General features: G+C 63.2%; 19 protein-coding genes, 1 tRNA gene and 1 pseudogene. 8 read left to right on the top strand and 13 right to left on the bottom strand.

The window, feature by feature from the left end:
• Positions 1 to 181: 181 nt before the first annotated feature.
• Positions 182 to 1,069: an outer membrane protein gene (locus tag H2LOC_RS15320; RefSeq protein ID WP_136497839.1), complete on the top strand. Its 888-nt coding sequence runs from the start codon at positions 182 to 184 to the stop codon at positions 1,067 to 1,069.
• Between the two features lie 273 nt (positions 1,070 to 1,342).
• On the opposite strand, the gene glmM is transcribed toward H2LOC_RS15320, so the two are convergent.
• The 4 genes from glmM to ybgF all read right to left on the bottom strand — a co-directional run bounded on the left by glmM (position 1,343) and on the right by ybgF (position 7,102).
• Entirely contained in the window at positions 1,343 to 2,698 is a 1,356-nt protein-coding gene (glmM, locus tag H2LOC_RS15315) for a phosphoglucosamine mutase (protein ID WP_136497838.1), read from the bottom strand.
• Between the two features lie 293 nt (positions 2,699 to 2,991).
• Positions 2,992 to 4,914, bottom strand: a complete 1,923-nt coding sequence (ftsH, locus tag H2LOC_RS15310; RefSeq protein ID WP_136497837.1) for an ATP-dependent zinc metalloprotease FtsH — start codon at positions 4,912 to 4,914, stop codon at positions 2,992 to 2,994.
• A gap of 137 nt (positions 4,915 to 5,051) precedes the next feature.
• Positions 5,052 to 6,173, bottom strand: a complete 1,122-nt coding sequence (gene tilS / locus H2LOC_RS15305; RefSeq protein WP_136497836.1) for a tRNA lysidine(34) synthetase TilS — start codon at positions 6,171 to 6,173, stop codon at positions 5,052 to 5,054.
• Positions 6,167 to 7,102 carry a tol-pal system protein YbgF gene (gene ybgF / locus H2LOC_RS15300; RefSeq protein ID WP_136497835.1) on the bottom strand — a complete coding sequence of 312 codons (936 nt, stop codon included), beginning with the start codon at positions 7,100 to 7,102 and terminating at the stop codon, positions 6,167 to 6,169. Before ybgF ends, tilS begins: the two co-directional genes overlap by 7 nt.
• A gap of 282 nt (positions 7,103 to 7,384) precedes the next feature.
• On the opposite strand from ybgF, the gene lipB reads away from it, so the two are divergent.
• Positions 7,385 to 8,107, top strand: a complete 723-nt coding sequence (gene lipB / locus H2LOC_RS15295) for a lipoyl(octanoyl) transferase LipB (protein WP_136497834.1) — start codon at positions 7,385 to 7,387, stop codon at positions 8,105 to 8,107.
• On the opposite strand, the gene H2LOC_RS15290 is transcribed toward lipB, so the two are convergent.
• From H2LOC_RS15290 to H2LOC_RS15280, 3 genes are read right to left on the bottom strand one after another with little or no spacing between them, the layout of a single operon-like run.
• Positions 8,104 to 8,412: an acylphosphatase gene (locus H2LOC_RS15290; RefSeq protein WP_136497833.1), complete on the bottom strand. Its 309-nt coding sequence runs from the start codon at positions 8,410 to 8,412 to the stop codon at positions 8,104 to 8,106. The genes lipB and H2LOC_RS15290 overlap by 4 nt on opposite strands.
• Before the next feature lie 4 nt (positions 8,413 to 8,416).
• On the bottom strand, positions 8,417 to 9,265 hold the full coding sequence (gene panC, locus H2LOC_RS15285) for a pantoate--beta-alanine ligase (protein ID WP_136497832.1): 849 nt from the start codon (positions 9,263 to 9,265) through the stop codon (positions 8,417 to 8,419).
• A 42-nt stretch (positions 9,266 to 9,307) separates the two neighbouring features.
• Positions 9,308 to 9,742 (bottom strand): gamma-glutamylcyclotransferase family protein, encoded by a 435-nt coding sequence (locus H2LOC_RS15280; RefSeq protein ID WP_136497831.1) that lies wholly within the window; start codon positions 9,740 to 9,742, stop codon positions 9,308 to 9,310.
• Between the two features lie 190 nt (positions 9,743 to 9,932).
• Between H2LOC_RS15280 and H2LOC_RS15275 the strand changes: the two genes are divergently transcribed.
• A tRNA-Ser gene (locus H2LOC_RS15275) sits at positions 9,933 to 10,022 on the top strand.
• 68 nt (positions 10,023 to 10,090) lie between these two features.
• Here the strand turns inward: H2LOC_RS15275 and H2LOC_RS15270 are convergent.
• Positions 10,091 to 10,966, bottom strand: a complete 876-nt coding sequence (locus H2LOC_RS15270) for a LysR family transcriptional regulator (RefSeq protein ID WP_136497830.1) — start codon at positions 10,964 to 10,966, stop codon at positions 10,091 to 10,093.
• A 100-nt stretch (positions 10,967 to 11,066) separates the two neighbouring features.
• Between H2LOC_RS15270 and gstA the strand changes: the two genes are divergently transcribed.
• The 3 genes from gstA to H2LOC_RS15255 all read left to right on the top strand — a co-directional run bounded on the left by gstA (position 11,067) and on the right by H2LOC_RS15255 (position 14,674).
• A complete protein-coding gene (gstA, locus tag H2LOC_RS15265; protein WP_136497829.1) occupies positions 11,067 to 11,687 on the top strand; it encodes a glutathione transferase GstA in 621 nt (206 codons plus the stop codon).
• A gap of 296 nt (positions 11,688 to 11,983) precedes the next feature.
• The gene (locus tag H2LOC_RS15260) at positions 11,984 to 12,964 is read left to right on the top strand and encodes a UDP-glucuronic acid decarboxylase family protein (RefSeq protein WP_136497828.1); all 981 of its coding nucleotides are present in this window, start codon (positions 11,984 to 11,986) and stop codon (positions 12,962 to 12,964) included.
• Positions 12,965 to 13,030: 66 nt separating this feature from the next.
• A complete protein-coding gene (locus H2LOC_RS15255) occupies positions 13,031 to 14,674 on the top strand; it encodes a hypothetical protein (protein ID WP_154331680.1) in 1,644 nt (547 codons plus the stop codon).
• 127 nt (positions 14,675 to 14,801) lie between these two features.
• On the opposite strand, the gene H2LOC_RS15250 is transcribed toward H2LOC_RS15255, so the two are convergent.
• A complete protein-coding gene (locus H2LOC_RS15250; RefSeq protein ID WP_154331679.1) occupies positions 14,802 to 15,836 on the bottom strand; it encodes a glycosyltransferase family 61 protein in 1,035 nt (344 codons plus the stop codon).
• Positions 15,837 to 16,408: 572 nt separating this feature from the next.
• On the opposite strand from H2LOC_RS15250, the gene H2LOC_RS15245 reads away from it, so the two are divergent.
• Positions 16,409 to 17,482 carry a hypothetical protein gene (locus H2LOC_RS15245; RefSeq protein WP_136497824.1) on the top strand — a complete coding sequence of 358 codons (1,074 nt, stop codon included), beginning with the start codon at positions 16,409 to 16,411 and terminating at the stop codon, positions 17,480 to 17,482.
• Positions 17,483 to 17,598: 116 nt separating this feature from the next.
• Here the strand turns inward: H2LOC_RS15245 and H2LOC_RS15240 are convergent.
• Positions 17,599 to 18,350 (bottom strand): annotated as a pseudogene (locus H2LOC_RS15240) (IS5 family transposase).
• Between the two features lie 233 nt (positions 18,351 to 18,583).
• On the opposite strand from H2LOC_RS15240, the gene H2LOC_RS15235 reads away from it, so the two are divergent.
• Positions 18,584 to 18,898, top strand: coding sequence for a hypothetical protein (locus tag H2LOC_RS15235; protein ID WP_136497823.1), 315 nt, complete (start codon positions 18,584 to 18,586; stop codon positions 18,896 to 18,898).
• Positions 18,899 to 18,961: 63 nt separating this feature from the next.
• On the opposite strand, the gene H2LOC_RS15230 is transcribed toward H2LOC_RS15235, so the two are convergent.
• The 3 genes from H2LOC_RS15230 to H2LOC_RS15220 all read right to left on the bottom strand — a co-directional run bounded on the left by H2LOC_RS15230 (position 18,962) and on the right by H2LOC_RS15220 (position 23,979).
• Entirely contained in the window at positions 18,962 to 20,395 is a 1,434-nt protein-coding gene (locus H2LOC_RS15230) for a lipopolysaccharide biosynthesis protein (protein WP_136497822.1), read from the bottom strand.
• 40 nt (positions 20,396 to 20,435) lie between these two features.
• A complete protein-coding gene (gene ileS, locus H2LOC_RS15225; protein ID WP_136497821.1) occupies positions 20,436 to 23,456 on the bottom strand; it encodes an isoleucine--tRNA ligase in 3,021 nt (1,006 codons plus the stop codon).
• A gap of 217 nt (positions 23,457 to 23,673) precedes the next feature.
• The gene (locus H2LOC_RS15220; protein WP_136497820.1) at positions 23,674 to 23,979 is read right to left on the bottom strand and encodes a hypothetical protein; all 306 of its coding nucleotides are present in this window, start codon (positions 23,977 to 23,979) and stop codon (positions 23,674 to 23,676) included.
• Between the last annotated feature and the right edge of the window lie 9 nt (positions 23,980 to 23,988).

Raw genomic sequence — 23,988 nt, 5'->3', positions numbered from 1 at the left:
CGCCGGGCGCGGCGCCATAATCGTCGCCGTCGAGACGCCCGACAAAATTTTATTTTGATTTGCGCCCGTTGCCCTTTTGCAACAGGGGCGGCCTTTTCCCGCATCATCGGGCCGAAGTCGTTGACGATGCCGATCTTTGCGGCTCCCCTGTCCATCTTTTCAGGGCAGGAGGGGAGATTCGATGAACCGCCAGATCATTGCCGTCGCGATATTCGCGCTGACCGGAGGCGCGGCCGCCGCCGAGACAGTCGTTTCGCCGGCCCCGCGGCCGATGTGGACCGGATTTTACCTCGGCCTGAACCTCGGCGGCGGATTCAACGCCTCCACCAACGCCGCGACGACCGGATACTCGATCTATGATTGGGCCGCGGGCGTCTACGAGCTTCCGTTCGGCTGGACGGCGGGCTACCGAACCGGAAACGCCAGCGTCGGCCAGGCCGGCGTGGTCGGCGGGGGGCAAGTCGGTTTCAACTATCAGATCGGGCCGAACCTGGTCGTCGGCGTCGAAACGGATTTTCAGGGAGCCGGCATTTCGGGCGGCGGTTCGTCCTACGCCCTGGCCGGGGGAGCCGGCGCCACGCCGGATCCGGCCCATAATTTTCTGCATTTGCAGAGCGGCATCGTCAATGTTTCCGCCGGAACCGGATGGATCGGCACGGTCAGGGGCCGCGTCGGCTTCCTGGCGACGCCATCCGTCCTGTTGTTCGCCACCGGCGGTTTCGCTTATGGAAACACTTATGCGAACGTGGCCACGAGCGGCTATCATTGGCATCCGGGACATGAGATTGCACATCCGGAAAATCCCGTCACGCCGACCTGGAGCGCGCTGGACGCCACAAGCGTCGGCTGGACCGTCGGCGGCGGCGGCGAATGGATGTTCCTGGAACACTGGAGCGCAAAAATCGAGGCGCTTTATTACGATCTCGGCTCGCAATCGGTCTATGGCCAGTTCAGCCCGCTCATCAATCCGGCGGCGCCGAATTCGATCGCCATCATAAACGGGGCCACGACGACGCTCGGCTTTCGGGGCGTGATCGCCCGCGTCGGCGTCAACTATCACTTCAACTAGAGCCTGTTCCCAAAAAGTGCGAAGCGGTTTTTGGAAAAGAACATGCTCCGTCAAAGAGATTTGGAGCGCGTTCGGCCTTGCTCGAACCGACGCGCTCAAAAATCCGGGCGCCGGTTCGGTTCCGGCGCGTCATAGGTTTCCCGCTGAATGAAAAGCGGCTTCGCGCCGTCATCGCGAGGAGCGAAAGCTCCGCGGCGATCCAGGAGGACTGGCGCGGCTCTGGATCGCTTCGCTCCGCTCGCGATGACGTGAACTGATCAGTCGGAAGCGGTATCAGGCCAAATCCTGGACTTGCGCCGGGGTTCTCAAAGCGTCGCATATCTCGGCGACGATGCGCTCCACCAGATCGCGGTTGTCGCCCTCGCCCATCACCCGGATGACCGGTTCGGTGCCGGAAGGACGGATCACCAGCCGGCCCGCCTCGCCGAGACGGCCGCGCGCCTTTTCGATCTGGCCGAGCACGGTTTCCGACCGCAACAGGCTCTGCGGGGCGCGGACGTTCTTGAGCACCTGAGGCAGCGGCTCGAAGCGCCTGCAGACTTCGCTCACCGGCTGTCCTCGCCGTTTCACCACGGCCAGCACCTGCATGGCGGTGACGAGTCCGTCGCCCGTGGTCGAATAATCGGACAGGATGATGTGGCCCGATTGTTCCCCGCCGACATTGTAGCCGCCCTCCCGCATGCGCTCGATCACATAGCGATCGCCGACCGCGGTTCTCTCCATGGAAAGGTTCAGCGAGGCGAGATAACGCTCGAGCCCGAGATTGGACATGATGGTGGCGACGATGCCCGGTCTCGAGAGCAGATCCTGCTCGCGCCAGCTTTCCGCCACCACGGCCATAAGTTGATCGCCGTCGATCAGGCGGCCGTGCTCGTCGACCAGGATCACGCGGTCGGCGTCGCCGTCGAGGGCGATGCCGACGTCGGCCCGCAGCTCCCGCACTTTTTCCCGCAGCGCCTGGGGCGCCGTGGAGCCGACTTCGCGGTTGATGTTGAAGCCGTCGGGCTCCACGCCGATCGCGATGACCTCGGCGCCGAGCTCCCACAGCGCCTCGGGCGCGACCCGGTATGCGGCGCCGTTGGCGCAATCGAGAACGACCCGCAGGCCCTCGAAGCTCATATTGCGGGGCAATGTGCGCTTGGCGAATTCGATGTAGCGGGCGCGAACGTCGTCTATGCGCCTCGCCCGCCCGAGATCGTGCGGCTGGGAGAGCTTGCTCGACAGGTCGCTGTCGAGCAGGCGCTCGATCTCCAGCTCGATTTCGTCGGAGAGCTTATGGCCGTCGGGGCCGAAAAGCTTGATGCCGTTGTCCTCATAGGCGTTGTGCGAGGCGGAGATCATAACCCCGACGTCTGCGCGCATCGAGCGGGTCAGCATCGCCACGGCCGGCGTGGGCATGGGGCCGAGCAGCAAGGGGTCCATGCCGACAGAGGCGAAGCCCGCAACGAGGGCGTATTCGATCATATATCCCGAGAGCCTCGTGTCCTTGCCGATCACGACGCGATGGCGTCCCTCGCCGCGCTGAAAAATATATCCGGCGGCCTGCCCGACCTTGAGCGCCAGCTCGGGCGTGATTTTCTCGTTCGCTTTTCCGCGTATGCCGTCCGTTCCAAAATATGAGCGGGTCATCCGGTCTCAATCCCTGAGTAAAACGCCGTCGAAGTGCGGTTTGGTTACGAATCTCTTAGCGCATTTTGCGGTTCTCTTGCAGTCTATCCTGACTGGTTAGTTAATCGCCGAGTACGCGCCGGTCGCGCTTTGGTTCGCGCGCGATCATAGGGGGAGGATAATTCAGGAGAGTTACGGCGAGTTTGCGGCGACTGGTTTTATCGGCGCGGCAGGGCGCTCTGCGGGTCTCGGACCCACAAAAAAGGCCCGCCGCGAGCGACGGGCCTTTTTCCGATCCTGTTGAAACTCCCCGGTCACACCGGATGGGGCTCCATTCCCCCGACGTCCGGCTCGGGCTTGCGGCCCGTGGTCGGCACCGGGGAGGCTCTCGGCGGCTGCGGCGCGGAGGGAGGAGTTTCCTCCCTGACCGGCTGGACCCCATTGAGGAGGTTGATCAGCTCATCGCCCGAAAGCGTCTCATATTCGAGCAGGCCCTTGGCCAGAGTGTCGAGATCGGCGCGCCTTTCGGTGAGGATCTTCTTGGCGGCCTCATAGCCCTCCTGGACCAGCCTTCTGACCTCGGCGTCGATGGTCTGCTGGGTGGCCTCGGAGATGGTCTGCTGGCGCCCCAGCGAATAGCCGAGGAACTGCTCCTGCTGCGGATCGGCGTAGGCCACCGTCCCCAGCTTGTCGGAGAAGCCCAGCTGCGTCACCATCGCCCGCGCGATCCGCGTGCACTGCTGGATGTCGCTGGCGGCGCCCGAGGTCACCTTGTCGTGGCCGAACACCAGCTCCTCCGCCACGCGGCCGCCCATCGCCAGAGCCAGCATCGCCACCAGCTGCTCATAGGTCTGCGAGACCTGATCGCGCTCCGGCAAGCCCTGCACCATGCCCAGCGCGCGGCCGCGCGGGATGATGGTCGCCTTGTGGATCGGGATCGATCCCGGCATGGTCAGCTGCACCAGGGCGTGGCCGCCCTCGTGATAGGCGGTGAGGCGCTTTTCCTCGTCGGTCATCATCAGGGTGCGGCGCTCCGCTCCCATCAGGATCTTGTCGCGGGCGTCCTCGAACTCCAGCCTGGTGACGATCCGCTTGCTGCGGCGGGCCGCCAGCAGAGCCGCCTCGTTGACGAGGTTCATCAGATCGGCGCCGGAAAAGCCCGGGGTTCCCCGCGCCACCACCTTCAGATCGACGTCGGGAGCCAGCGGCACCTTGCGGGCATGGACCTTGAGGATCTTCTCGCGCCCGATGAAATCGGGGTTGGGAACCTGGATCTGGCGGTCGAAGCGGCCGGGACGCATCAGGGCCGGGTCGAGCACGTCGGGACGGTTGGTGGCCGCGATCAGGATGATGCCTTCATTGGCCTCGAAGCCGTCCATCTCGACCAGGAGCTGGTTGAGGGTTTGCTCGCGCTCGTCATTGCCGCCGCCGAGCCCGGCGCCGCGGTGACGGCCCACCGCGTCGATCTCGTCGACGAAGATGATGCAGGGCGCGTTCTTCTTGGCCTGCTCGAACATGTCGCGCACGCGCGAGGCCCCGACGCCGACGAACATCTCGACGAAATCGGAGCCCGAGATGGTGAAGAAGGGCACGTTGGCTTCGCCGGCGATGGCGCGCGCCAGCAGGGTCTTGCCGGTGCCGGGCGGTCCGACCAGCAGCACGCCGCGCGGAATGCGGCCGCCGAGACGCTGGAATTTCTGCGGGTCGCGCAGGAATTCCACGATTTCCTCGAGGTCTTCCTTGGCCTCGTCGACGCCGGCGACGTCCTCGAAGGTCACGCGTCCCTGCGACTCGGTGAGCAGCTTCGCCTTGGATTTGCCGAAGCCCATCGCCCGGCCGCCCATCCCGCCCTGCATCTGGCGGGACAGGAAGATCCAGACGCCGAGGAAGGCGATCAAGGGCAGGCCGTTGAGCAGCAGCGTCATGAGCCAGCCGTTGCCGTCGGTCAAAGGCCTGGCGCTGATCTGGACGTTCTTGGCCTCGAGCTTCGACACGAGGTTGGGATCATTGGGGACATAGGTCGAGAACGGCCTGTTGTCCGAGAAGTGGCCGGTGACCTCATTGCCGGAGATGGTCACGTCATGCACGCGGCCCTGATCGATCTGCGTCAGCAATTCGCTGAAGGATATGTCGCGAATCGGCGTTCGCTGACCAGGTTGCTGAAACAGCATGACGAGCGCGACGACCAGCAGGCCGATTATCGCCCAGAGGGCCAGGTTCCTGAAGTGTGCGTTCATATCGAGAGCCTGTCATGGAATCCCGCGGGACCATCCCCGGGGAACGTTCCGTTTATGCGTAACTTAGGCGCGCGGGCCCCGCTTGCCAAGTGAGCGCTTCGGCGCGGGCCTCGCGCTGCTGCAAGAAAAACCTGAATTCAAACGTTGTCGGCGCTGCGGCGCGACTTGGTCTCAAATTTGGCGAAGCCGCGAAACCGCGGCGGAGCAGGGCGGAGCGTTACCGCGTCCTTGCCGATTTCGATCAAAAGAGAGCCGAGCGCGATTCGCGCATTCGTCTCCGTCTTCAGCTTTTCCTTGACTGTTTCAGCGGCGCGCTCCAACCGGTCGAGCCGCGGGATTCTTCCCTCCCGGCGACGGAAATCCATCAGCAGCAGGCGCTGGACGATCTCCGCCGGAGCCTCGCGCAACGCCGCCGGATCGAAGCGGGTTTGCGTTCCTTCTATCACCAGGACCGCAGCCGGCCAGGCGCGTTCCGCGCACCAGTTCAAGGCCTCGTCGGCTTGCGCGGCGCGGCGTCCCAGCCGGCGCAGGGCCACGGCGTGAAGCCCCTGCTCTTCGAGCGTCGCGCTCATTTTTCTCAGCTTGGCGCGTGCGAATTTCTCGTTCTCGTTGGAGGGATCGCGCACGAAAGCATGGCCGGCCGCGACGCAGATGTTTTCAAGCTCGGCCTTGGAGGCGCCGAGCAGCGGCCGCAGCAGCCTCACGCCCGCGCGCTGGGAAGACGCGGCCATTCCGGCGAGCCCCGAGACGCCGCTGCCGCGCAGCAGCCGAAACAGGATGGTCTCGGCCTGATCGTCGGCGTGATGGGCGGTCACGATGGCGCATTCTGGCCCGATTTCTTTTGCGCAGGCGCAGAGCAGGTCGTAGCGCGCCTCCCGCGCCCTCTCCTGGATTCGCGCCGCGGGCTTGGGCCCCTCCCACGTCAGAATATGGTGAACGAACCCTTGTGCGCGCGCCCAGCGCCCGACGAGCAAAGCTTCGTCATGGGCGTTCTGTCGCAGGCCGTGATCGACCGTGGCGACCTCGATCCTGGCGTCGGGCCTCGTCCGCGACCATTGCGCGGCCAGCAGCATGAGGGCGACCGAATCCGGCCCGCCGGAGACGGCCAGCAGCAGCGATCCTTCCCCAGCCAGCGACGCCAGGAGGTCCGGCGCCGGCGCCGCGCGATCCGGCGGGCCCTGCGGCCGCGCGCAATCCTCGGGATGATGAGAGATTGCTCCGGATTGGGAAAGCCGGAGCAAAAGCTCATGCTCTAGCATTGCAGCTTCTTGCTTTCCTTTTGGGCTGCATCCTTGATGCGGTTGGGCGAACCGGGATATTTGGCGCCGATCTCGGAGAAGGAAGCGCAGGCCTGCTCCTTGGCGCCGAGCGCGCTCAGGGACTGGCCCAGCCGCAGCATCGCCTCGGGCGCCTGGGCCGACTGGCCGTATTTGGTGGAAATTTCGAGGTATTTCTCGGCCGCCTCGCGGTAGCGCGCGCGCTGATAGAAACTCTCGCCGAGCCCATAGGTGGCCGCGGGCGAATATTTGCTCTTGGGATATTTCTGCAGGAAAGCGACGAGGCTTTTCTCGGCGCTCTCATATTGGCCCGCGCGCATCAGGGCGACGGCCTGTTCGTAATCCTCCTTGACCGTCGTCTGCGACGGCGCGCCGTCGACGGGCGCGGCGATGGCGGGCGAAGGTTGCGCCAGATGGCCGGTGAGGTCGAGAGGCGCGCCGGGTTCGCGCAAAGGCCCGCTCGACGCCGGGTGAGACGAGGAAGAAAGCGGAGCCGAGGGCGTCGCCTGGCCGATTTCGCGCGGCGCGCCGGGAGCGCCGGGGTTGCCGGCGGGATCGAAAGCGTCGCTGCGCCTTCCCGGGCCGGAGCCGGAGGCCGGAGGCGGCGTAACGCCGTGCGGGCTGTCCTGTTTTGCGGCGCGCAATTGCTCCTCCAGCAATTGCACGCTGTGCTGAAGCTCTTCCATCCGGCCGGTCATGTTGCGCAATTCGCGCTCCAGCCGGTCCACGCGGGTGCTGAGGCCGGAATCGCGCGGAGCCGCCGGCGGTTCGAGCTCTTCGATGTCCGCAGGCGCATCCGCGGAAGGACGTGAATAGATTTGCGCCGTTTGGAAAGCGCCGTCGCCTGTGACTGCGAAGGCGGAAAGAGGAAAGGCCAGCGTCGCGACGGCGAGGGAAATCCGGGAGATCATCGTCTTTCTTCGAGGTGAGCGGGCGGGAGGGTCGAACGCGCTCTGGAGCGCTTTTGCGCGAAAGTCGCTACGCTTTCGCGACAAGAATGCGCTCCGGGCTGTTGTCTTGGGCGGTTTCTCGAGGCCGCATGTTTCCATTCGGTCGGAAAAGGGTTCAGGGCGGATCATCATAGCCGTTTCTTCGCCCAAATTTGGGCGGACCGGCGGCGGCGCGCTCGCTTCCTCCAGCCCATGCGTTATTATCTTGCAAACAAGCTTATCGGGCGACATCTTTTCACGATTATGTCCCTTGCTCGCGACAAAATCGATCTTTCCCTGCTGCCCCGGCCCGGTTCCCGGCCGGTGGCGTGGCGCGTGCTGGACGGTCTCGCCCCCTATGAAGAAACCGCGGCGCGTATGGAGGCGCTGGCCGAGGCCGTCGCCGCCGGCCGAGCGCCCGAGGAAGTGTGGCTGCTCGAGCATCCGCCGCTTTATACGGCGGGCTCCTCCGCCAGCGACGGCGATCTCATCGAGGCGCGTTTTCCGGTGCACAAGACCGGTCGCGGCGGCCGATACACCTATCACGGCCCCGGACAGAGGGTGGCCTATGCGATGCTGAACCTTTCGGAACGCCGGCGCGACGTGCGCGCCTTCGTCTGCGCACTGGAAGGATGGCTGATCGCGGCGCTCGGCGATCTCGGCGTGAGAGGGGAGCGCCGCAGCGACCGTGTGGGCGTGTGGGTCGCGAGGCCGGACAAGCCGCCGGGGCTCGGCGGCGAAGCGGCGGAGGACAAGATCGCGGCGCTGGGCGTGCGGTTGCGCCACTGGGTCAGTTTCCACGGCGTCGCCCTCAATGTCGCGCCGGACCTTGCGCATTTTTCGGGCATCGCGCCTTGCGGCCTTCGCGCCCGGCATCTCGGCGTGACCAGCCTGAAGGAGCTCGGAGCTCCGAGCGACATGAAGCTGGTCGACGCAAGGCTGCGCGAGCGGTTTGAAGAGTTTTTCGGGCCAACGGCGGAGAGTTAAACGCTCGCCGCCACGGCCATGCCGGCGCCGGTTTTGTTGCCGAGGGCGAGATTTGCCTTGTCCGCGGGCTCGGAAAAAAGGTCATTCACTTGCGCAGCGGGCGGGCCCCTCCTTGCAAGGCGCGCGAGTTCGTCGAGGCTTTCCGCCGCGCCGGCCGCGACGATCTCGACCTCATCGAGGCCGCGGTTTCTGACCCATCCCGCAAGGCCGAGCCTGCGCGCCTCGCGGGCGATGAAATTTCGAAAGCCGACGCCCTGGACCCGGCCTCGCGCCACAAACCGCCGGATTTCGGACGGCCCCGCCATTGGTTCAGACCGCCAGATTGTCGATCAGCCGCGTCGCGCCGAGCTTCGCCGCCACAAGCAGGCGCAGCGGACCGTCCTGGGCGCTCTTCACGCGCGCCAGAGTGTCGGCGTGACGGACCTCGAAATAATCAATCGCGAAGCCGGCCTCGCTGAGCGCCGCGCGGCCCGATTCCAGCGCGGGGGAGAGCGCTTCGCCCGCCTTGATCCGGCGCGCGGTCTCTTCGAGCCCGGCGTGAAGCCTCGGCGCGATGCGTCTTTCCTCCGCCGAGAGGTAGACGTTCCGGGACGACATGGCGAGCCCATCCGTCTCGCGCAGCGTCGGCGCGCCGCAAATCTTCGTGGTCATGTCGAGATCGCGGGCGAGACGCTTGATCACCAGCAATTGCTGATAGTCCTTCTCGCCGAAGACGGCGACGTCGGCCTGCGCCTGATTGAGGAGTTTTGCGACGATGGTCGCGACCCCGGAAAAATGCGTCGGGCGAAAACTGTCCTCGAGCTCGGCCCGCGCCGGCCCGTCCATTTCGACGCGGGTCGAAAATCCCTTGGGGTAGATTTCCTCGACCGTCGGCGCAAAGCACAGATCCGCAGAGACTTCCGAGAGCTTTTCGACGTCGGCCTCCAGCGTGCGCGGATATTTGCCGAAATCCTCCGAGGGCCCGAATTGCGCGGGGTTCACGAAGATGGTGACGATGACCCGCTGCGCGTATTTGCGCGCTTCCTCGACCAGGGAAATATGGCCAGGGTGCAGGGCCCCCATGGTCGGCACGAGCCCGACCTTGAAGCCTTGCGAGCGCCAACCGGCGACTTCGCGCCGCATGGCCTCAACGCTGTTGACGACGATCGTAGCGGTCATGGTCTTTCTTTCGGTTTCCCTGAGGCTGCGGCGCTCGTCCTGCTATCGAGCAGGGACGGCGGCGAGATTTTCGAGATAGGCGACATAGGGTTTTGGCAGTTCCCATTGGCGCGCGGCGGCGGCGACGCCTTCGATATAGCCCGGCCGCGGCGCGCCCGGCTCCGCCCAATGGCCGACATAGACGAAGGCGCGCGCCGAGCCGAAAGGCTCGCGCAGCACGGGCTGCTGGATTTTTTTGTAGAGCCCGCACGCGATGTCCTCGAAACGGTCGAGCGCGGGAACGTCCGAGAGGGCGAGGTCCCACAGCACGCCATGGACATTGGCGCGGGGGTCCTGCACGATGCTGGCGAAACCCTCCGCCATGATGAACAGCCTGTGCCGCGCAAGACGCGCCCGGCCCAGCGGCCGCGAGCGCGGGCAGCGCGAGGCCATGGCCTGCGTATCCATATTGGCGCCATAGGCGAAATAAAGCGGCATCGAGCGGAGGCCTTTTCGGCGGGGTCCGGCGGATCGGCGAGGGAGAGATTGCGCCCCAACCGCCGCGCTCCAGTATACTACGGCCGGCGCCGGGAGAAAGCGCGCCGATACGCCGCCGGGCCGGGAGGGTTGCCCGGAAAACATCCGCACTGGCGCGCCGACCAAAGGTGTTATATCGCATCTAGCCACGGGAAGGGTGGCCGAGTGGTTTAAGGCAGCGGTCTTGAAAACCGCCGTGGGGGAAACTCCACCGTGGGTTCGAATCCCACCCCTTCCGCCATAAAATCGCAAATCCTGAAACTGCGTGCATTTACAGGCGTTCCCGTCCCGTCGTCGTAGCCATTCCAACTATCCCGCCTGAGTTGCGCCCGAGCGCGCCAATTCCAAAAACCGACCGGCGATTGGCGATGGCTTTCTCCCCGGCGCCGCCGTCAGCCCAAAACGACGCCAAAGTGGCGGGTCGAGCCGGGCGACGCGCAGACCTTTGAGTTTTTCGGGCAGGGTGGATTGGGGCACGATGCTGACGCCGACGCCTTCGCGCACCAGCGCGACCGCGCTGGTCCAATCGCGCACTTCCATCCGCACGTCGCAAAGCGACAGGCCGGCTGCTTCCATGAGCGAGCGCGCATGGACATGGCACCCGCCCGTCGCGAGCACGAACGGCTCCGCAGCCAGTTGACCAAGCGAGAGCGCGCCGCGCCGGCCGAAGCGGTGGCCCGCAGGCAGGACGCCGACCCAGGCGTCCTGTCCTATCGGCGCGGCCCTTCTTTCCGGCGATGGATTCAACACCACGCCGAGATCGATGGAGCCCGCCGCCAGCCAGACCTCCACCTCGCGATCGTCGGTTTCCAGGGCCACCAGTTCCACGCCGGGGTGGAGGGCTCGGAAGCGCCGCAGCAGCGGCGGCAGCACAGTCGCATAGACGCTCGGAAAGGCGGCAATGCGCAGCGAGCCCGTCTCCTCGCCTTTCGTTTGCGCCGCCTCCCGCCGGATCGCCTCCAGATGGCCGAAGGCCGCGCGCGCATGGGCGAGCGCCTGTTCGCCGAAAGCGGTCAGTTCGACGCCATGGCGCCGCCGCACCAGCAGCTTGACGGCGAGCGCTTCTTCCAGCGCGGCGAGCGCCTGGCTCATGCCGGATTGGGTGACGCCGACCGTCTCGGCGGCGGCTGTGAAGCTGCCGGCCTCGGCGACGGCGATCAGGCTGCGGAGCTGGGTCAGGTTCATAGTACAAAAACTTATACCAGATTTCTGCTTCGATAATTTTTCTTCTTTCAGGGGATCGGCCAATCTCCCCGCGACCCCGACCGCCACAGGAGACCGCTCGATGAAGCTCTATTTCGCCCCTAACGCCTGTTCCCTCTCGCCGCATATCGTGTTGCAGGAGCTGGGACTCAGCTATGATCTCGTGTGCGTGAACAACCGGACCAAGCGCACCTCGGAGGGCGGGGATTTCCGCGAAATCAACCCCAAGGGCTATGTTGCGGCGCTCGTCATCGACAGCGGCGAGGTCCTGACCGAGGGGCCGGCTCTGCTCCAGTATCTCGCCGATCTGCGGCCCGAGGCGGGGCTCGCCCCGGCCAGCGGCACACTGGCGCGCGTGCGGCTTCAGGAATGGCTCAACTATATCACCAGCGAGGTCCACGCCGGGTCGAGCCCGCTGTTCGACGAGGAATTGCCGGAGGCGGCTCGGAACATCTTCAAGAGCCGTCTCGTCAAACGGTTGGGCCTGATCGAGGCGAGGCTGGCCGAGCATGCCTACCTTCTGGGAGACGGCTTCTCGGTGGCGGACGCCTATCTGTTCACGGTTCTGGAGTGGATGCCGGCGTTGGCGGTCGATCTCGTAGGCTTCGCGAACGTCACGGCCTATGTCGAACGGATCGCGGCTCGTCCGTCGGTCGTCGCAGCGCGGGCGCGGGAGGCCCGGATCGATTGTCCGCAGGGATGAGCCGATGTGCGATCCGGGCCCTTCAGGTTCGAACCAAGCCGCTGCGGCCGTTTTTCAGCATAAAACGACTCGCGCGAATGCTGCAAAAGCGCTTCCGCAGCCCTAACGCCTTGGGCGAAGCCGGCACGGCCCGGCCTAGCGGATTGATTCTAAACAAGAATACAATCAAAGGTTGACATCCGGGTTTGCGGCGAATTCATTATTGCGAGACGCATCCGAAATTCAGTGCGGTCGGGCCACATTCGCCCGTAAAAATCCTTCATTGGCGCCCGAAGAAAGCTTTGGAGCAGCAAAATATGTACAAGCGGATATTGGTCACGGGAGGCGCTGGCTTTTTGGGCTCGCATCTATGCGAGCGGCTTCTCGACGCCGGCCACGACGTCCTGTGCGTCGACAACTTCTTCACCGGTTCGCGCCGGAACATCTCGAAGCTGTTCGATTATCGCGGCTTCGAACTCCTGCGCCACGACGTCACATTTCCCTTGTACGTCGAAGTCGACCAGATCTACAATCTCGCCTGTCCAGCGTCGCCCATCCACTACCAGTTCGATCCGGTCCAGACGACCAAGACGAGCGTCCTCGGCGCCATCAATATGCTCGGTCTCGCCAAGCGCCTGAAGGTGAGGTTTCTTCAGGCCTCGACATCGGAGGTCTATGGGGATCCGGTCGTGCATCCTCAGATCGAGGAATATTGGGGGAACGTAAACCCGATAGGTTTTCGCTCCTGTTACGACGAAGGGAAACGCTGCGCCGAGACCCTGGTGTTCGATTATGTTCGCCAGCATAAAATCGACGCCAAGGTCGTCCGCATTTTCAACACCTATGGCCCGCGCATGCATCCGGCCGACGGGCGTGTCGTATCGAATTTCATCATGCAGGCGCTGACTGGAAAAGACATCACGCTTTACGGCGACGGCGCCCAGACGCGCTCTTTCTGCTACGTCGACGACCTCATCTCGGCGATGATCAAGATGATGGCCACGAGCCCGGGAGTGACGGGGCCCGTCAATATCGGAAACCCTTCCGAATTCACCATTCGGGAGCTCGCAGAGTTGATCGTCGATCTCACCGGATCGACTTCGAGACTGATCTATGAGCCGCTGCCTTCGGACGATCCGAGACAGCGCCAGCCCGATATCCGCAAGGCGAAAGAGATGCTGGGATGGGAGCCGAAAGTGGCCCTGCGGCAGGGGCTGGAGACGACCATCGCCTATTTCGACGATCTGTTGCGTCGCAACGAGCTGCCAAACGGCGTCGCCGCCGCCCGAAGCCTGTAGGTCAATCGATCGAGTGACTTCCGCTCGGATTGGCGACGCATCCGCAAAAGCGAAAAAGCGCCGACAATGGGAAGGTTTTTCATTCTCCTGTTCGCGACTGTAGCGCTGGCCGGCGCTGTCGTCGCTTACTACAACCGCTTGCATTTGAGCGGCGCAAATTCGACGACCGCGCCGCCTTCTTCTCCGAAACCCAAACCGACAGTCGACATTCGCGATTTCGGCGCCAAAAGCGACGGGACCCGTGACGCTTCTTCAGCCTGTAATCAGGCGACGACCAGAGTCTCTTCCGCGGGCGGCGGAATCGTCAGGATTCCCGCGCCTGAAAACGGCGGTTACTACAGATTCGATTCGACCTGTATCCTGCGCCAGAACGTAACCGTCGAATGCGACGACGCGGCGGTGATAAAACCGGGCGCGGCCCTCGCCGAATTGTTCAGGATCGCCTCCGACGGCGCGGCGACGCTTCGTCGATGCAAGCTCATCAATCAGGCGCCCTATGCCGTCAGCGCCATCAGCATCGATCCTGCGACCGCTTTGAATACCAGTGATTTCATCACGATCGAAGACATGTACGTCAGAGGATTCGCCAATGGCGTCCTGAACAAAGGCGCGGGCGGCTGGACCATTCGCCATATGTGGTTTCAATCGCAGACGGGCTGGGACATCAGATCGATCGACAACGGAACGAACAGCGCGGTATTCGACGTTCAGTCGCTCGGCTCCGCAGGCTGCATAAGCTACGCCAAGACCTCTTTTCCGATCGAAGGCGTTCAAATCCAGAATTTGAGATGTTCACCCGTCGGGGGAGTCGGCGTCAGGTTTTCGGGCGGGCTGAACAACCGCATGGAAAACATAACGATCGATTCCGCCACCGGACCCGCGCTGGAGCTCGACGGCGACAGCGGCTATGCGGTGGCGAACATGCAATTGCACGACATATGGCTCGGGGGGCATGGAGACTCTCCCCCCGGCACGCACGGCCTCTACGCCCATGGGGCGGTCGTTCAATCGCATTTCGACATGTTGACCGCCGCGCTGTGGCCGGGTTGCGGAATAATGATAAAGGGTAGCCCGGCGGCGCCCGCGGGCGACAACAATATCTCCAATTCCAATATTTCTTTTTCCTCCCTGGCGGATATCTGTCTCGATGGCGCAGCGGCCCATGTCTATCGCACTTTCGCGGAAGGAAACACGCTGAGGTCCCCGGTCTCCGTGCTGGAGACGGGAGCGGCGGGCGCCGTCTGGTCGACATGGAGACATAATGTCTTTTCGGGCAGGCAGACGTTCAATGCGTCGTCGATTCACGAATCCAATCTCGGCGAAGATCTCGATATGAACACCAATGAATGGGCGGCCTGGACCAGATATGCGCCCGTCATAAGCTGCGAGTCGGGCGCGCCTGCGGAGGCGACCGCGAGCGCGGCCTACACGCGCATCAAGAACACTGTGGTGGTCGAGTTTACGGTCAGCAACGCAAAGCCGGGAACCTGCGCCGGCCGGTTGTTCTTCTCCTTGCCTTTCGCCGTCAACAGCGCCTTCGCCGGCTATGGACAGGCGCAGGAAACCAGCGCCAATGTGGCGGTCGTCGCAATAGCTTTCGCGGGCCGGGCAGTTGCGGGACTGGCCTATGGCGACGGCGATTACGCGCTCGTTGCGGCTGCGCCGCGTCGCAAATATCAGGGGGTTATCACCTACGAGGCCGCGCCCTGAATCAAGCCCGACCCGGTTCTTGCGGATTAGAGCATGGTCCCAAAAAGCGCGAAGCGGTTTTTGGAAAAGAACATGCTCCGTCAAAGAGATTTGGAGCACATTCGACTGTGTTCAAACCGAACGCGCTCTACGACAAGGCCAGCCTCTCCAGGACGCTGTCGACCCCCCGTTCGATCCGATCGAGGTCGGCCACCCAGCCGTTGGTCTGCGACGATCCCGGACGGTCGAAGAAATCCACGAAATATTCATGGCCGAGATTTTGCGCGATAGTCGCGAAACAATGATTTACATATTGGCGGGTCATGAACTCGTAAACGATCGTTCCGGGCCGGCTGAACATCATATTCGTCATGCCGGCTCCGTGCGGCCCGACGACGACGTCGGCGTTCCTGAAAATGTTGATCTGCTGGTCGAGAGAATGCTGTCCGGCCTCGACGATGGAAAATCCTCTCTGTTTCACCATTCTGATGATCGCTTCTTCGTTCTCGATCGACCTCAGCTGGGCGTCCTGGCGCGAGACATAGAGAAGATTATGCGCGGTTCGCCGCGGCGAACGCGCGCTCAGCAAGGCGTTCGTGTAGGCCCCGAACTGAGAGTAGAGCGAAGATCGCGCCGTCAGAATGCTCGCGAAGGCGACCTTGCGGAAACGATACTGCTTTTCCGGGCTGACGAGCACGCGTGGCAGGTTCGCAAAGCCGAGGCGCGCCATACTGTCTTCCTGCCATCGGCTGAGCTGCGGGAGAGCGATGCGAAAGCCGGAATGCCCAAAACGCGACACGATGGAGTAAATCGATGCGGACGCCTGGAGCAGCCAGTGAAAATAATTGCTGCAAGTCCAGTTGAAACCGATGATGACCGGCGTCGGATCGCCGTCGTCGACAAGGATTTTGGGGTCGGTTTTCAGGTTTTGGGACTTGTCCATGCCGTAGAAGAATTCTTCCACGAACTTGTCCCCGCGCCATATGTGCTCGAAGCTTCCGTCGATGACGACATCCTCGAGAAGATAGTGGTGCACGCTGTCCGTCGACGGTCGCCGGAAGAACGGGTAGGTGGCGAGATCGTCTCCTTTGACGTGAATGCAGCCGGCGATCAGGGACGGATGAGACGTCTCCACGGTGACGGTCGTGCAACCTAACTGTGAAGCGGGCACAATGGATGGCATCGGCAAGGCTCAATCGGGAATGGGGCAAGCGACTTTCAGATACGACAAAACCTGCCGCATATGTAACCCCTATTATTGTAGCTTAGGTTGTGGTTGGTTGTAAATCGGGCGCATCTTTTTTTGCACCGTCAAAATCGCAGGCAATTATGGCGGCTGCAAAAATTCTCGGCGCCTCCGCATCGGCGTAGTCCGCGCAAGATCTTAATTTTGCTCACTAATGCTGCTTTTCATTTGATCTCGTGCGCTGGTGGTTATACTGAGTTATTAATGAAACTAAGAATTACTATATGTATTTACTTTTGAAGTATGAAATATAATCCAGATGTATTCCCAAAACAAAATCTCATTGCGGGACATAGCGGCTTGATCTGAGCGTTTAATTGGCGGCCGAGCCGGATAAGATAATCTCATTCTGAAGAAATACTCATCACGTCTTAATTCATTTTTTCTGAAATCTACTACCAGAGGCGCCTTTCATCCGCGGTGCAATCTGGGCGATCATGGGCAGTCCGGGACAAAGAAAGGAGATCTGCGAGATGGTCAGCATAAACAACTGATAGTAAGGGGTTAAAATGATTCTGCGCGGGTTTTATCTTTTTCGCCGTCTGCTCACCTCCGCCCGCCGCAACCGACAACAGGCGCAAGCGGATAAAATACGGGACAGTTTCTACCTGCACTGCTGGCGCGAGGCCGCCGAGGCGTGCGGAGCCGAACTCGCCCAAAACAACGAAGGGGTTATCTGGATTACCCAAGAGGGGATCGGCCGGCCGATTTATGTGAACCGCAATCTCAACGTGCTCGACAGTCACGCGTCGGTGCGGGTGACGGACGACAAACCGGCGACCTACCGGCTGCTGCGGGAAGTCGGGGCGCCTGTTCCCGATCACGTGGCGTTGCGAGCCGATGCGCTTAAGATGGCCCTGGAGTTCATGCGCTCCCAGGATGGGCCGGTCGTCGTAAAGCCGGCGGCTGGCACCGCGGGCGGCGTCGGGGTGACGTCGAACATCCGGACCGCGTCGGAGCTCAGGCATGCGATGGCCTGGGCGGGAGCCTATTGCTCGCGCGTGCTGATAGAGCGGCATATTCAGGGAGACACATATCGGCTGCTCTATCTCAACGGCGAGCTTCTGGATTGCGTCCTGAGGAAATCTCCCAGTCTCGTAGGCGACGGAAGCTCGACGGTGCGCCGCTTGGTCCGGGACGAGAACCGGCGGCGTCTCGCGGAAGGATATGTGCGAAGCCAGTCGCTTCTGATCGTGGACGGCGACATGAAGGCGGCCCTCGCCTTGCAGGGCCTCGGCCTCGATTCCGTTCCGGAAGCCCGCCGCGAGTTTACGATAAAATATGTGGCGAACGACAATCTAGCCTGTGACAATATAACGGCGCTCGAGCGCATATCCTGCTCGACGGCTCGCATCGGCAAGAACATAGTCGACAAGTTCGGGCTCAAGCTGGTCGGTATCGACATAATGACCTCGGATATCGGCCAGGATGTCGCCGAGACCGGGGGAGCGGTCATCGACATAAACGGAGATCCCGGATTCTACTGCCATTATTTCAAGAATGACGACCGGGTTCCGCTCGCCGAATATATTCTCAAAGAGGCGATTGGCTCCGTGTCCGAAGCGGCCGTCCGACCGGCATAGAGCGATTCCGGCCGAAGCGGACGCCGGTTCGGCGCGGGAAACGCGTTAAGACAAAAGCCTCTAGGCGGCGACTCGCGCGATCGGGCCGCCTCAGCCTTTCTAGGGCTTGTTGAGATTCATCGCGAATTGATGAGCGCGGCGGCGAGGCGGATCATGGCTGTGAAGCTTTGATCGGTTTTGTCGGCGCGCAGGGCGATCCGCTTGAACTCCTTGAGTTTGCCGAAGAAGTTTTCGATGAGGTGACGGGCTTTGTAAAGCTCGATGTCGATGGCGAGAGGCGCGTTTCGTCTTGGATGTTGGGAGATGACGATTTGCGCGCCGCGCTCGTTCAGTTCGGCGACGATCCAGTCGCTGTCGAAGGCCTTGTCGGCGAGCAGCGCGCCAAATTCGACGCCCTCGATCAAAGGCGCGACGCCGACCGTGTCGAAGCGTTGCCCCGGCAGCAGAACGAAGCGGACCAAATTGCCGAGCGCGTCGGTGAGCGCGAGGATTTTGGTGGTCCAGCCGCCTTTGGATTTGCCTATGGCCTGGCCCTGAGTCCCCCTTTTGCGCCCTGTCCATGGCGGTGGACCTTGACGATGGTGGCGTCGATCATGGCGTATTCCATGTCTGGATCGTCCGACACGGCGTCAAACATCCGCTTGAACACATCGGCCTTCACCCAATCGCGAAAGCGTTTGAACACGGTGTTCCACTTGCCGAAGGCGGGAGGCAGATCGCGCCAGGGGCTGCCCGTGCGCGCAATCCACAAGATCGCCTCTAAAAACAATCGCCCATCGCTCCCGGTCCGGCCGGGATCGGAGGGCTTGCCAAGACAAAAGGGCTCCAGCTTCGACCATTGGCCGTCCGTCAGACAGAATCGGGGCATTGCAAACTCCTTTCGGAGCTTGAATCATCCTTCCACCAAAATGGGAATCCTGATTCTCAACAGGCCCTAAGGCGCGGTCAAAAAAATTGCGTCTTTCATGCTATAAACAGCCGACGCCGAAAGCGGCGGTTGCGGAGCGGGCGAGATTGATGCGTAGAAGCGCGGCGGTTATGGCTTTGGCCCTGTGCGGTTGGGCGCTGGGGTGCGTCTCCGGCGAGGCGGGAAGGCGCGGAATGATTCCCGAAAACGACGCCGACGTCACCGGTCCGGCGCTGACCTATTACGCCGATTGCGTCAATGAGGCGAAGGACCATTTCCGCGTCGAGCATCTCGACCGGCATGTTCTTTACCGTTGCCACAATGACGAGGCGCTGGCCTATTTCAATTTTCTGGGTCGGAGCGGCCAGCGCGACGAAAAGGAAACCCAGCCGACCGGCGTCTTCATCTTCCGCGTCATCCGCGGCAAGGGCCGCTGCTGGAACATGATCGCCGACGAGGTCGGGCGGCCCATGTCCACCTATGGCTGCTTCATCATCGAGGACATATAGAGCCGATCCGGGCTTTCAGGCGGATTCCGCTCGAAAGGCTCCGCCGGGCGTTTAGAGCGCCGATTAAGCCTGCGAGGCCTCGCGCCGCCGGCGCAGCCAGTCCAGAGCCATGCTGCGCAATCCCGCCGTGTCGAAGGCCATCGTCAGGAGACCGTAAACGGCGGCGCCGACGAAGACCTGAACCAGCATGGCGAAGACGCCGGGCGTCATTTCGCGCAGAGGCTGCAGCGCGGCGGCCATGCCGAGCGTCGCCGCAATAGCGGCGAGGATGTCCCGCAGCCGCGGCCAGAAGGGTTTTTCCCGCGCGGCGAAAATGAGCGTTGCAACCAGCGCCGCGATATAGGCGCCGCATTGCGCCAGCGCGAGATTGGAGGCGTCCTTTCCCCAGGGCAGGATCGCGAGTATCAGCAGACCTCCGGCGCTGGCGAACAGAGCCGCGCCGACCATCGGGGCCGTTTTCTTGGCGATCTGGAACACGGGATTGACGCCGAAAAGGATCATCCCCATGGCGAAAAGCCCGGGCAGCTGAAGGTTCAGATAATGGCCGAAGGGGCCGCGATACTGGCTCGGCACGATCAAGAGCTCGATCGAGGGCATCACCAGATAGACCCCGGCGCAGGCCGGCAGCAGAAAGGCTAGCACCACGGCCATGTTGCGGCCGACCTGCCGCCGCGCCCTGTAGTCGCCGTAGTTTTCATGCGCCGCCACGGCGATCTGGAACAGCAGGACGTCCAGAGCCTGCCCCAGCGCCAGAACGGCGCGCATGCCGAGGTCGAAGGCGAGGGCGAATTGCCCCGTCTCGGCGAGGTCGTAGACGCTGGCGACGACCGAACGCGTCGCCAGGGGAATGGCCTGATAGATCAGATGAGCCGCGACGATCGGCGCGCTATAGGCCGCCAGCGTCCTGGCGGTCTTGAAACGGGCGGCGACGAGCGAGGCCCCCGTGTCCGTCAACGAGGCGCGCGCGGCGACGACGGTCCCGAGCAGGCTGAGGATCGCGCCGCCCATCGCCACCGCTGCGGAATGGAACAACAGGGCCCCCCCTCCGGTGAGGATCAGGGACAGCAGGTTCTTGCCGAGCACGAGCCGGCCGTAGAGTTCGTCCTCGAAGCGCGCCCTGACCAAAGCGGTGGAATAATCGAACAGCCCGTTCACAACTGCGGCCAGCAGGGCGAGCAGGATCAGTTCGCTTTCGAAATCGAGGGCGGGGCCGAAAAATCCGAACAGGAAGGTGGAAAGCCCCAGCGCTCCCGTCACCGCGATGAAGGACACGTCGAGGCTCGCGCGCACCACCGGCTGATTGTCCCGCACGCGCTCCGAATAGAAGCGCGTCGCGGAGAGGCGCAGCCAGTCGAACAGCGCGGTCTGAACCACCGCGGTGATCGAGAAGGCGATGGCGAACCGGCCGTATTCCTCGGGGCCGAGATATTTGGCGACCATGAGGCCGATCACGAAATTCGCGACCGAGTTCGTCAAGAATGCAAACAGGACCTTCACTGCGCCGGCGTCCCTGCCGGCGCGGCCTCAGACGCGCCGCTCAAGGCCAAAGCCCCGCCTCTGCGAGTTCGCGCAGCGCCTCGGCGTCGCGCGGAGTGACGTCGGGGTAAGCGGGGTCGGCGGCGGCGGGATCGAAATAGCGCCATGAGCGCGCGCATTTGACCCCCGCCGCCGGCGCAAAGGCGACCGCCACGCCCCTGGTCTCTTCGAGCCGGAAGGCGTCGGCGGGCGCTTCGGATTCGGTATCGAGGACGATGTCGGAAGTGATGCAGACTTCCGCGAAATCGACGCCGTCGAGCGCGAGTCGCAGCTTGGGGTCGGCGATATAGACCACAGGCGCCGCCTCCAGCGAGGAGCCGATGCGTTTTTGCGCCCGCTCCAGCTCCAGCGCGCCGGTGACGACGGCGCGGATCGCGCGAATGTCGCTCCATTTTTGCGCCAGGGCCTCGTCGCGCCAATGCGACGGAACGTCGGGGAAGAGCTCGAGGTGCACGGAGCCGGCGCCGGGATAACGCGACAGCCAGGCTTCTTCCGCAGTGAAGACGAGGATCGGGGCGAGCCAGGTCGTCAGGCAGCGGAAGATCTGTTCGATCGTCGCGAGCGCCGCACGGCGCTTGGCGCTGGATGGCGGATCGCAATAAAGCGCATCCTTGCGGATGTCGAAGTAGAAAGCCGAGAGATCGCTGGTCATGAACGGGGTCAGCAGCGCTACGATCTTCTTGAAATCATAGGCGGCATAGGCGGTGCGGACCTGTTCGTCGAGTTCGACCAGCCGATGCAGCATGAGCCGCTCGAGCTCCGGCGCGTGGAGCAGGTCGCGCTCGCCGGGCGCGTAATGCGCCAGCGTGCCCAGCATCCAGCGAATGGTGTTGCGCAGCTTGCGGTAGGTTTCCACGAAAGTCTTCAGGATTTCCGGCCCGACCCGGAGGTCGTCGGCGTAGTCGAAGGCGCAGACCCAAAGACGCAAGATGTCGGCTCCCGAATCTGAAATCACCTTTTGCGGGGCGACCACATTGCCGAGAGATTTGGACATTTTGCGGCCCTTCTCGTCCAGCACGAAGCCATGGGTGAGAACGGCGTCATAGGGCGCGCGATGGCGCGTGCCGCAGGATTCGAGCAGCGAGGAATGAAACCAGCCGCGATGCTGGTCCGAGCCTTCGAGATACATGATCTCGTCCTCGCCGCCGTCGCGCTTGCGATGGATGCCTTTCAGCGTCGGGAAGGCTTCCGGGTCTTCCAGCACGAAAGCATGGGTGGAGCCGGAATCGAACCACACGTCGAGTACGTCGGAGACTTTTTCATAGTCCGCCGGATCGTGCTCGGGCGCAAGAAAACGCTGCGCCGCGCCGGCTTCGAACCAGGCGTCGGCGCCCTCTTTTTCGAAGGCGGCGACGATACGGGCGTTTACGCGCGGGTCGATGAGCGGTTCGTGGGTTCCTTTCTTCACGAACAGCGCGATCGGCACGCCCCAGGCGCGCTGGCGCGAGACCACCCAATCGGGTCGATTGGCGATCATGCCGGTGATGCGGTTCTCGCCCGCCCGCGGCGTCCATTGCGTGCGCGCGATCTCCGAAAGCGCGAGATGGCGCAGCGTCGGGGCGTTGTGCCCCATCGTAGCCGTCGCCTCACCCCACCCCGCGCTTGCAGCGCGACCCTCCCCCTCGAGGGGAGGGTGGGAAGGGCCGAGCGGCTTGTCCATGGCGATGAACCACTGCGGCGTATTGCGGAAGATCACCGGCTTCTTGGAGCGCCAGCTGTGCGGATATTGGTGCTTGAGCCGCCCGCGGGAGAGGATATTGCCGGCCTCGACCAGCGCCGCGATGACGGCCTCGTTGGCGTCGCCCTTGTCGCCCTTTTCAGTCAGCACGCGTTTGCCCGCAAAACCCGGCGCGTCGGCGGTGTAGAAGCCGTCCTCGTCGACCGTATAGGGAATGCGCGTCTCTATTCCGCGGTCGGCCAGCATGCGCCCGCTGGCCATCCAGATATCGAAGTCCTCGCGGCCGTGGCCGGGGGCGGTGTGGACGAAACCCGTGCCGGTGTCGTCGGTGACATGGTCGCCGTCGAGCAGGGGGACTGGGAAATCATAGCCCAGATGCGCGAGGGGATGAGAACAGGTCAGGCCGGCGAGCTCCGCGGCGGCCACGTCCCGAACGCGCTCGAAGCTTTCGACCCTGGCCGCCTTGAACGCGCCCTCGGCGAGCTTGTCCGCTAAGATATATTCCGCGCCGGTCTTGGTCCAATTGCCCTCGGGGGCCTGGGTCACCCGATAAAGCCCATAGGCGATCTTGTGCGAAAAAGAGATCGCCCGGTTGCCGGGCAGCGTCCAGGGCGTCGTTGTCCAGATGACCACCGAAGGACCCTGGCCCGTGGGAAACGCCACGAACACCGTGTCGCTGACATGGTCCTCATATTCGACTTCGGCCTCGGCGAGGGCGGTTTTCTCCACCACCGACCACATCACCGGCTTGGAGCCGCGATAGAGCAGGCCATTCTCGGCGAATTTCAGGATCTCCGCGGCGATGCGCGCCTCGGCCGGATAGGCCATGGTGGTGTAGGGGCGCTCCCATTCGCCGGCGACGCCGAGCCGCTTGAACTCCTCGCGCTGCTGGATAAGCCATTTTTCGGCATAGGCGCGGCATTCCCGGCGGAAGGCGACCATGGCCTCGGGGTCGGAGAAGTCGGGCTTCTTCTTGCCCTTGGCGCGGTAGTTTTCTTCCTCGATCTTCCATTCGATCGGCAGGCCGTGGCAGTCCCAGCCCGGCACATAGGCGCAATCCTTCCCGGTCATGCGCTGGCTGCGGGTCACGACATCCTTGAGAATCTTGTTCAGCGCGTGGCCGATATGGATGTTGCCGTTGGCGTAAGGGGGCCCGTCGTGCAGCACGAATTTGGGGCGGCCCTCGCCGGCCTCGCGCATCTGCTCGTTAAGGCCGATCTCCTCCCAGCGGGCGAGGATCTTGGGCTCCTGCTGCGGCAGGCCGGCGCGCATCGGAAAATCCGTGCGCGGCAGATAGAGGCTCGTGGAATAATCGACGGCGGCCTTGGAATCGGTGTCGTTCATTGAGGAAACCGGGCTGTTGCGCGCGGCGCGACTAGGACAACGCGCTTAGAATTGCGATGAGCTGGCGAGGAGGCGCTTTTCAAGCGCGAAAACCCGACCCCGCGCGAGTCGTCAACTGCGAGCGCGGGCCGGGCCGGTAATTCGAATGAAGGCGCGTAGCGTCATCCAAAAGCCTTAGCAGGCCAGGGCCGGCGCGAAAAGGGGGAATCGACGAAGCTTAACGCAGCCGCTTGAATTGATTGCCAAAGAGGCCGTAGAGCGCGGCTCCCGCGGCGAGCAGGCCGGCGATCGGCAGAATGAAAAGAAGCGCTCCCCCGATAAAGACGAGGCCCAGCGCCATCGCCAGACAGATGGCGGCGAATACGGCGAGGCTGGAGAGGGGGCCGAGCCTGACGATCTTCACCCGCCCGAAGCCGCTCGAATATTCGAAACCGTCGCCGATGGGGCGGTCTCGCTCCTCGGGGGGAAGTATCTCGATCTGGCCCTTCGGGGTCTCGAAAGGCGATCCGTTATCGCTCGCCACGCGCATTCT

This window comes from Methylocystis heyeri (assembly GCF_004802635.2).
GTDB classification, from domain to species: domain Bacteria; phylum Pseudomonadota; class Alphaproteobacteria; order Rhizobiales; family Beijerinckiaceae; genus Methylocystis; species Methylocystis heyeri.
Note: the sequence above shows the minus strand (reverse complement) of the source record. Positions and strands in the feature narration are given on the sequence as shown.

What these genes read in the sequence shown, in the direction of transcription:
- H2LOC_RS15320 (WP_136497839.1), top strand. Translation starts at nt 182, where the DNA reads ATGAACCGCCAGATCATTGCCGTCGCGATATTCGCGCTGACCGGAGGC.
- glmM (WP_136497838.1), bottom strand. Translation starts at nt 2,698, where the DNA reads ATGACCCGCTCATATTTTGGAACGGACGGCATACGCGGAAAAGCGAAC.
- ftsH (WP_136497837.1), bottom strand. Translation starts at nt 4,914, where the DNA reads ATGAACGCACACTTCAGGAACCTGGCCCTCTGGGCGATAATCGGCCTG.
- tilS (WP_136497836.1), bottom strand. Translation starts at nt 6,173, where the DNA reads ATGCTAGAGCATGAGCTTTTGCTCCGGCTTTCCCAATCCGGAGCAATC.
- ybgF (WP_136497835.1), bottom strand. Translation starts at nt 7,102, where the DNA reads ATGATCTCCCGGATTTCCCTCGCCGTCGCGACGCTGGCCTTTCCTCTT.
- lipB (WP_136497834.1), top strand. Translation starts at nt 7,385, where the DNA reads ATGTCCCTTGCTCGCGACAAAATCGATCTTTCCCTGCTGCCCCGGCCC.
- H2LOC_RS15290 (WP_136497833.1), bottom strand. Translation starts at nt 8,412, where the DNA reads ATGGCGGGGCCGTCCGAAATCCGGCGGTTTGTGGCGCGAGGCCGGGTC.
- panC (WP_136497832.1), bottom strand. Translation starts at nt 9,265, where the DNA reads ATGACCGCTACGATCGTCGTCAACAGCGTTGAGGCCATGCGGCGCGAA.
- H2LOC_RS15280 (WP_136497831.1), bottom strand. Translation starts at nt 9,742, where the DNA reads ATGCCGCTTTATTTCGCCTATGGCGCCAATATGGATACGCAGGCCATG.
- H2LOC_RS15270 (WP_136497830.1), bottom strand. Translation starts at nt 10,966, where the DNA reads ATGAACCTGACCCAGCTCCGCAGCCTGATCGCCGTCGCCGAGGCCGGC.
- gstA (WP_136497829.1), top strand. Translation starts at nt 11,067, where the DNA reads ATGAAGCTCTATTTCGCCCCTAACGCCTGTTCCCTCTCGCCGCATATC.
- H2LOC_RS15260 (WP_136497828.1), top strand. Translation starts at nt 11,984, where the DNA reads ATGTACAAGCGGATATTGGTCACGGGAGGCGCTGGCTTTTTGGGCTCG.
- H2LOC_RS15255 (WP_154331680.1), top strand. Translation starts at nt 13,031, where the DNA reads ATGGGAAGGTTTTTCATTCTCCTGTTCGCGACTGTAGCGCTGGCCGGC.
- H2LOC_RS15250 (WP_154331679.1), bottom strand. Translation starts at nt 15,836, where the DNA reads ATGCCATCCATTGTGCCCGCTTCACAGTTAGGTTGCACGACCGTCACC.
- H2LOC_RS15245 (WP_136497824.1), top strand. Translation starts at nt 16,409, where the DNA reads ATGATTCTGCGCGGGTTTTATCTTTTTCGCCGTCTGCTCACCTCCGCC.
- H2LOC_RS15235 (WP_136497823.1), top strand. Translation starts at nt 18,584, where the DNA reads ATGATTCCCGAAAACGACGCCGACGTCACCGGTCCGGCGCTGACCTAT.
- ileS (WP_136497821.1), bottom strand. Translation starts at nt 23,456, where the DNA reads ATGAACGACACCGATTCCAAGGCCGCCGTCGATTATTCCACGAGCCTC.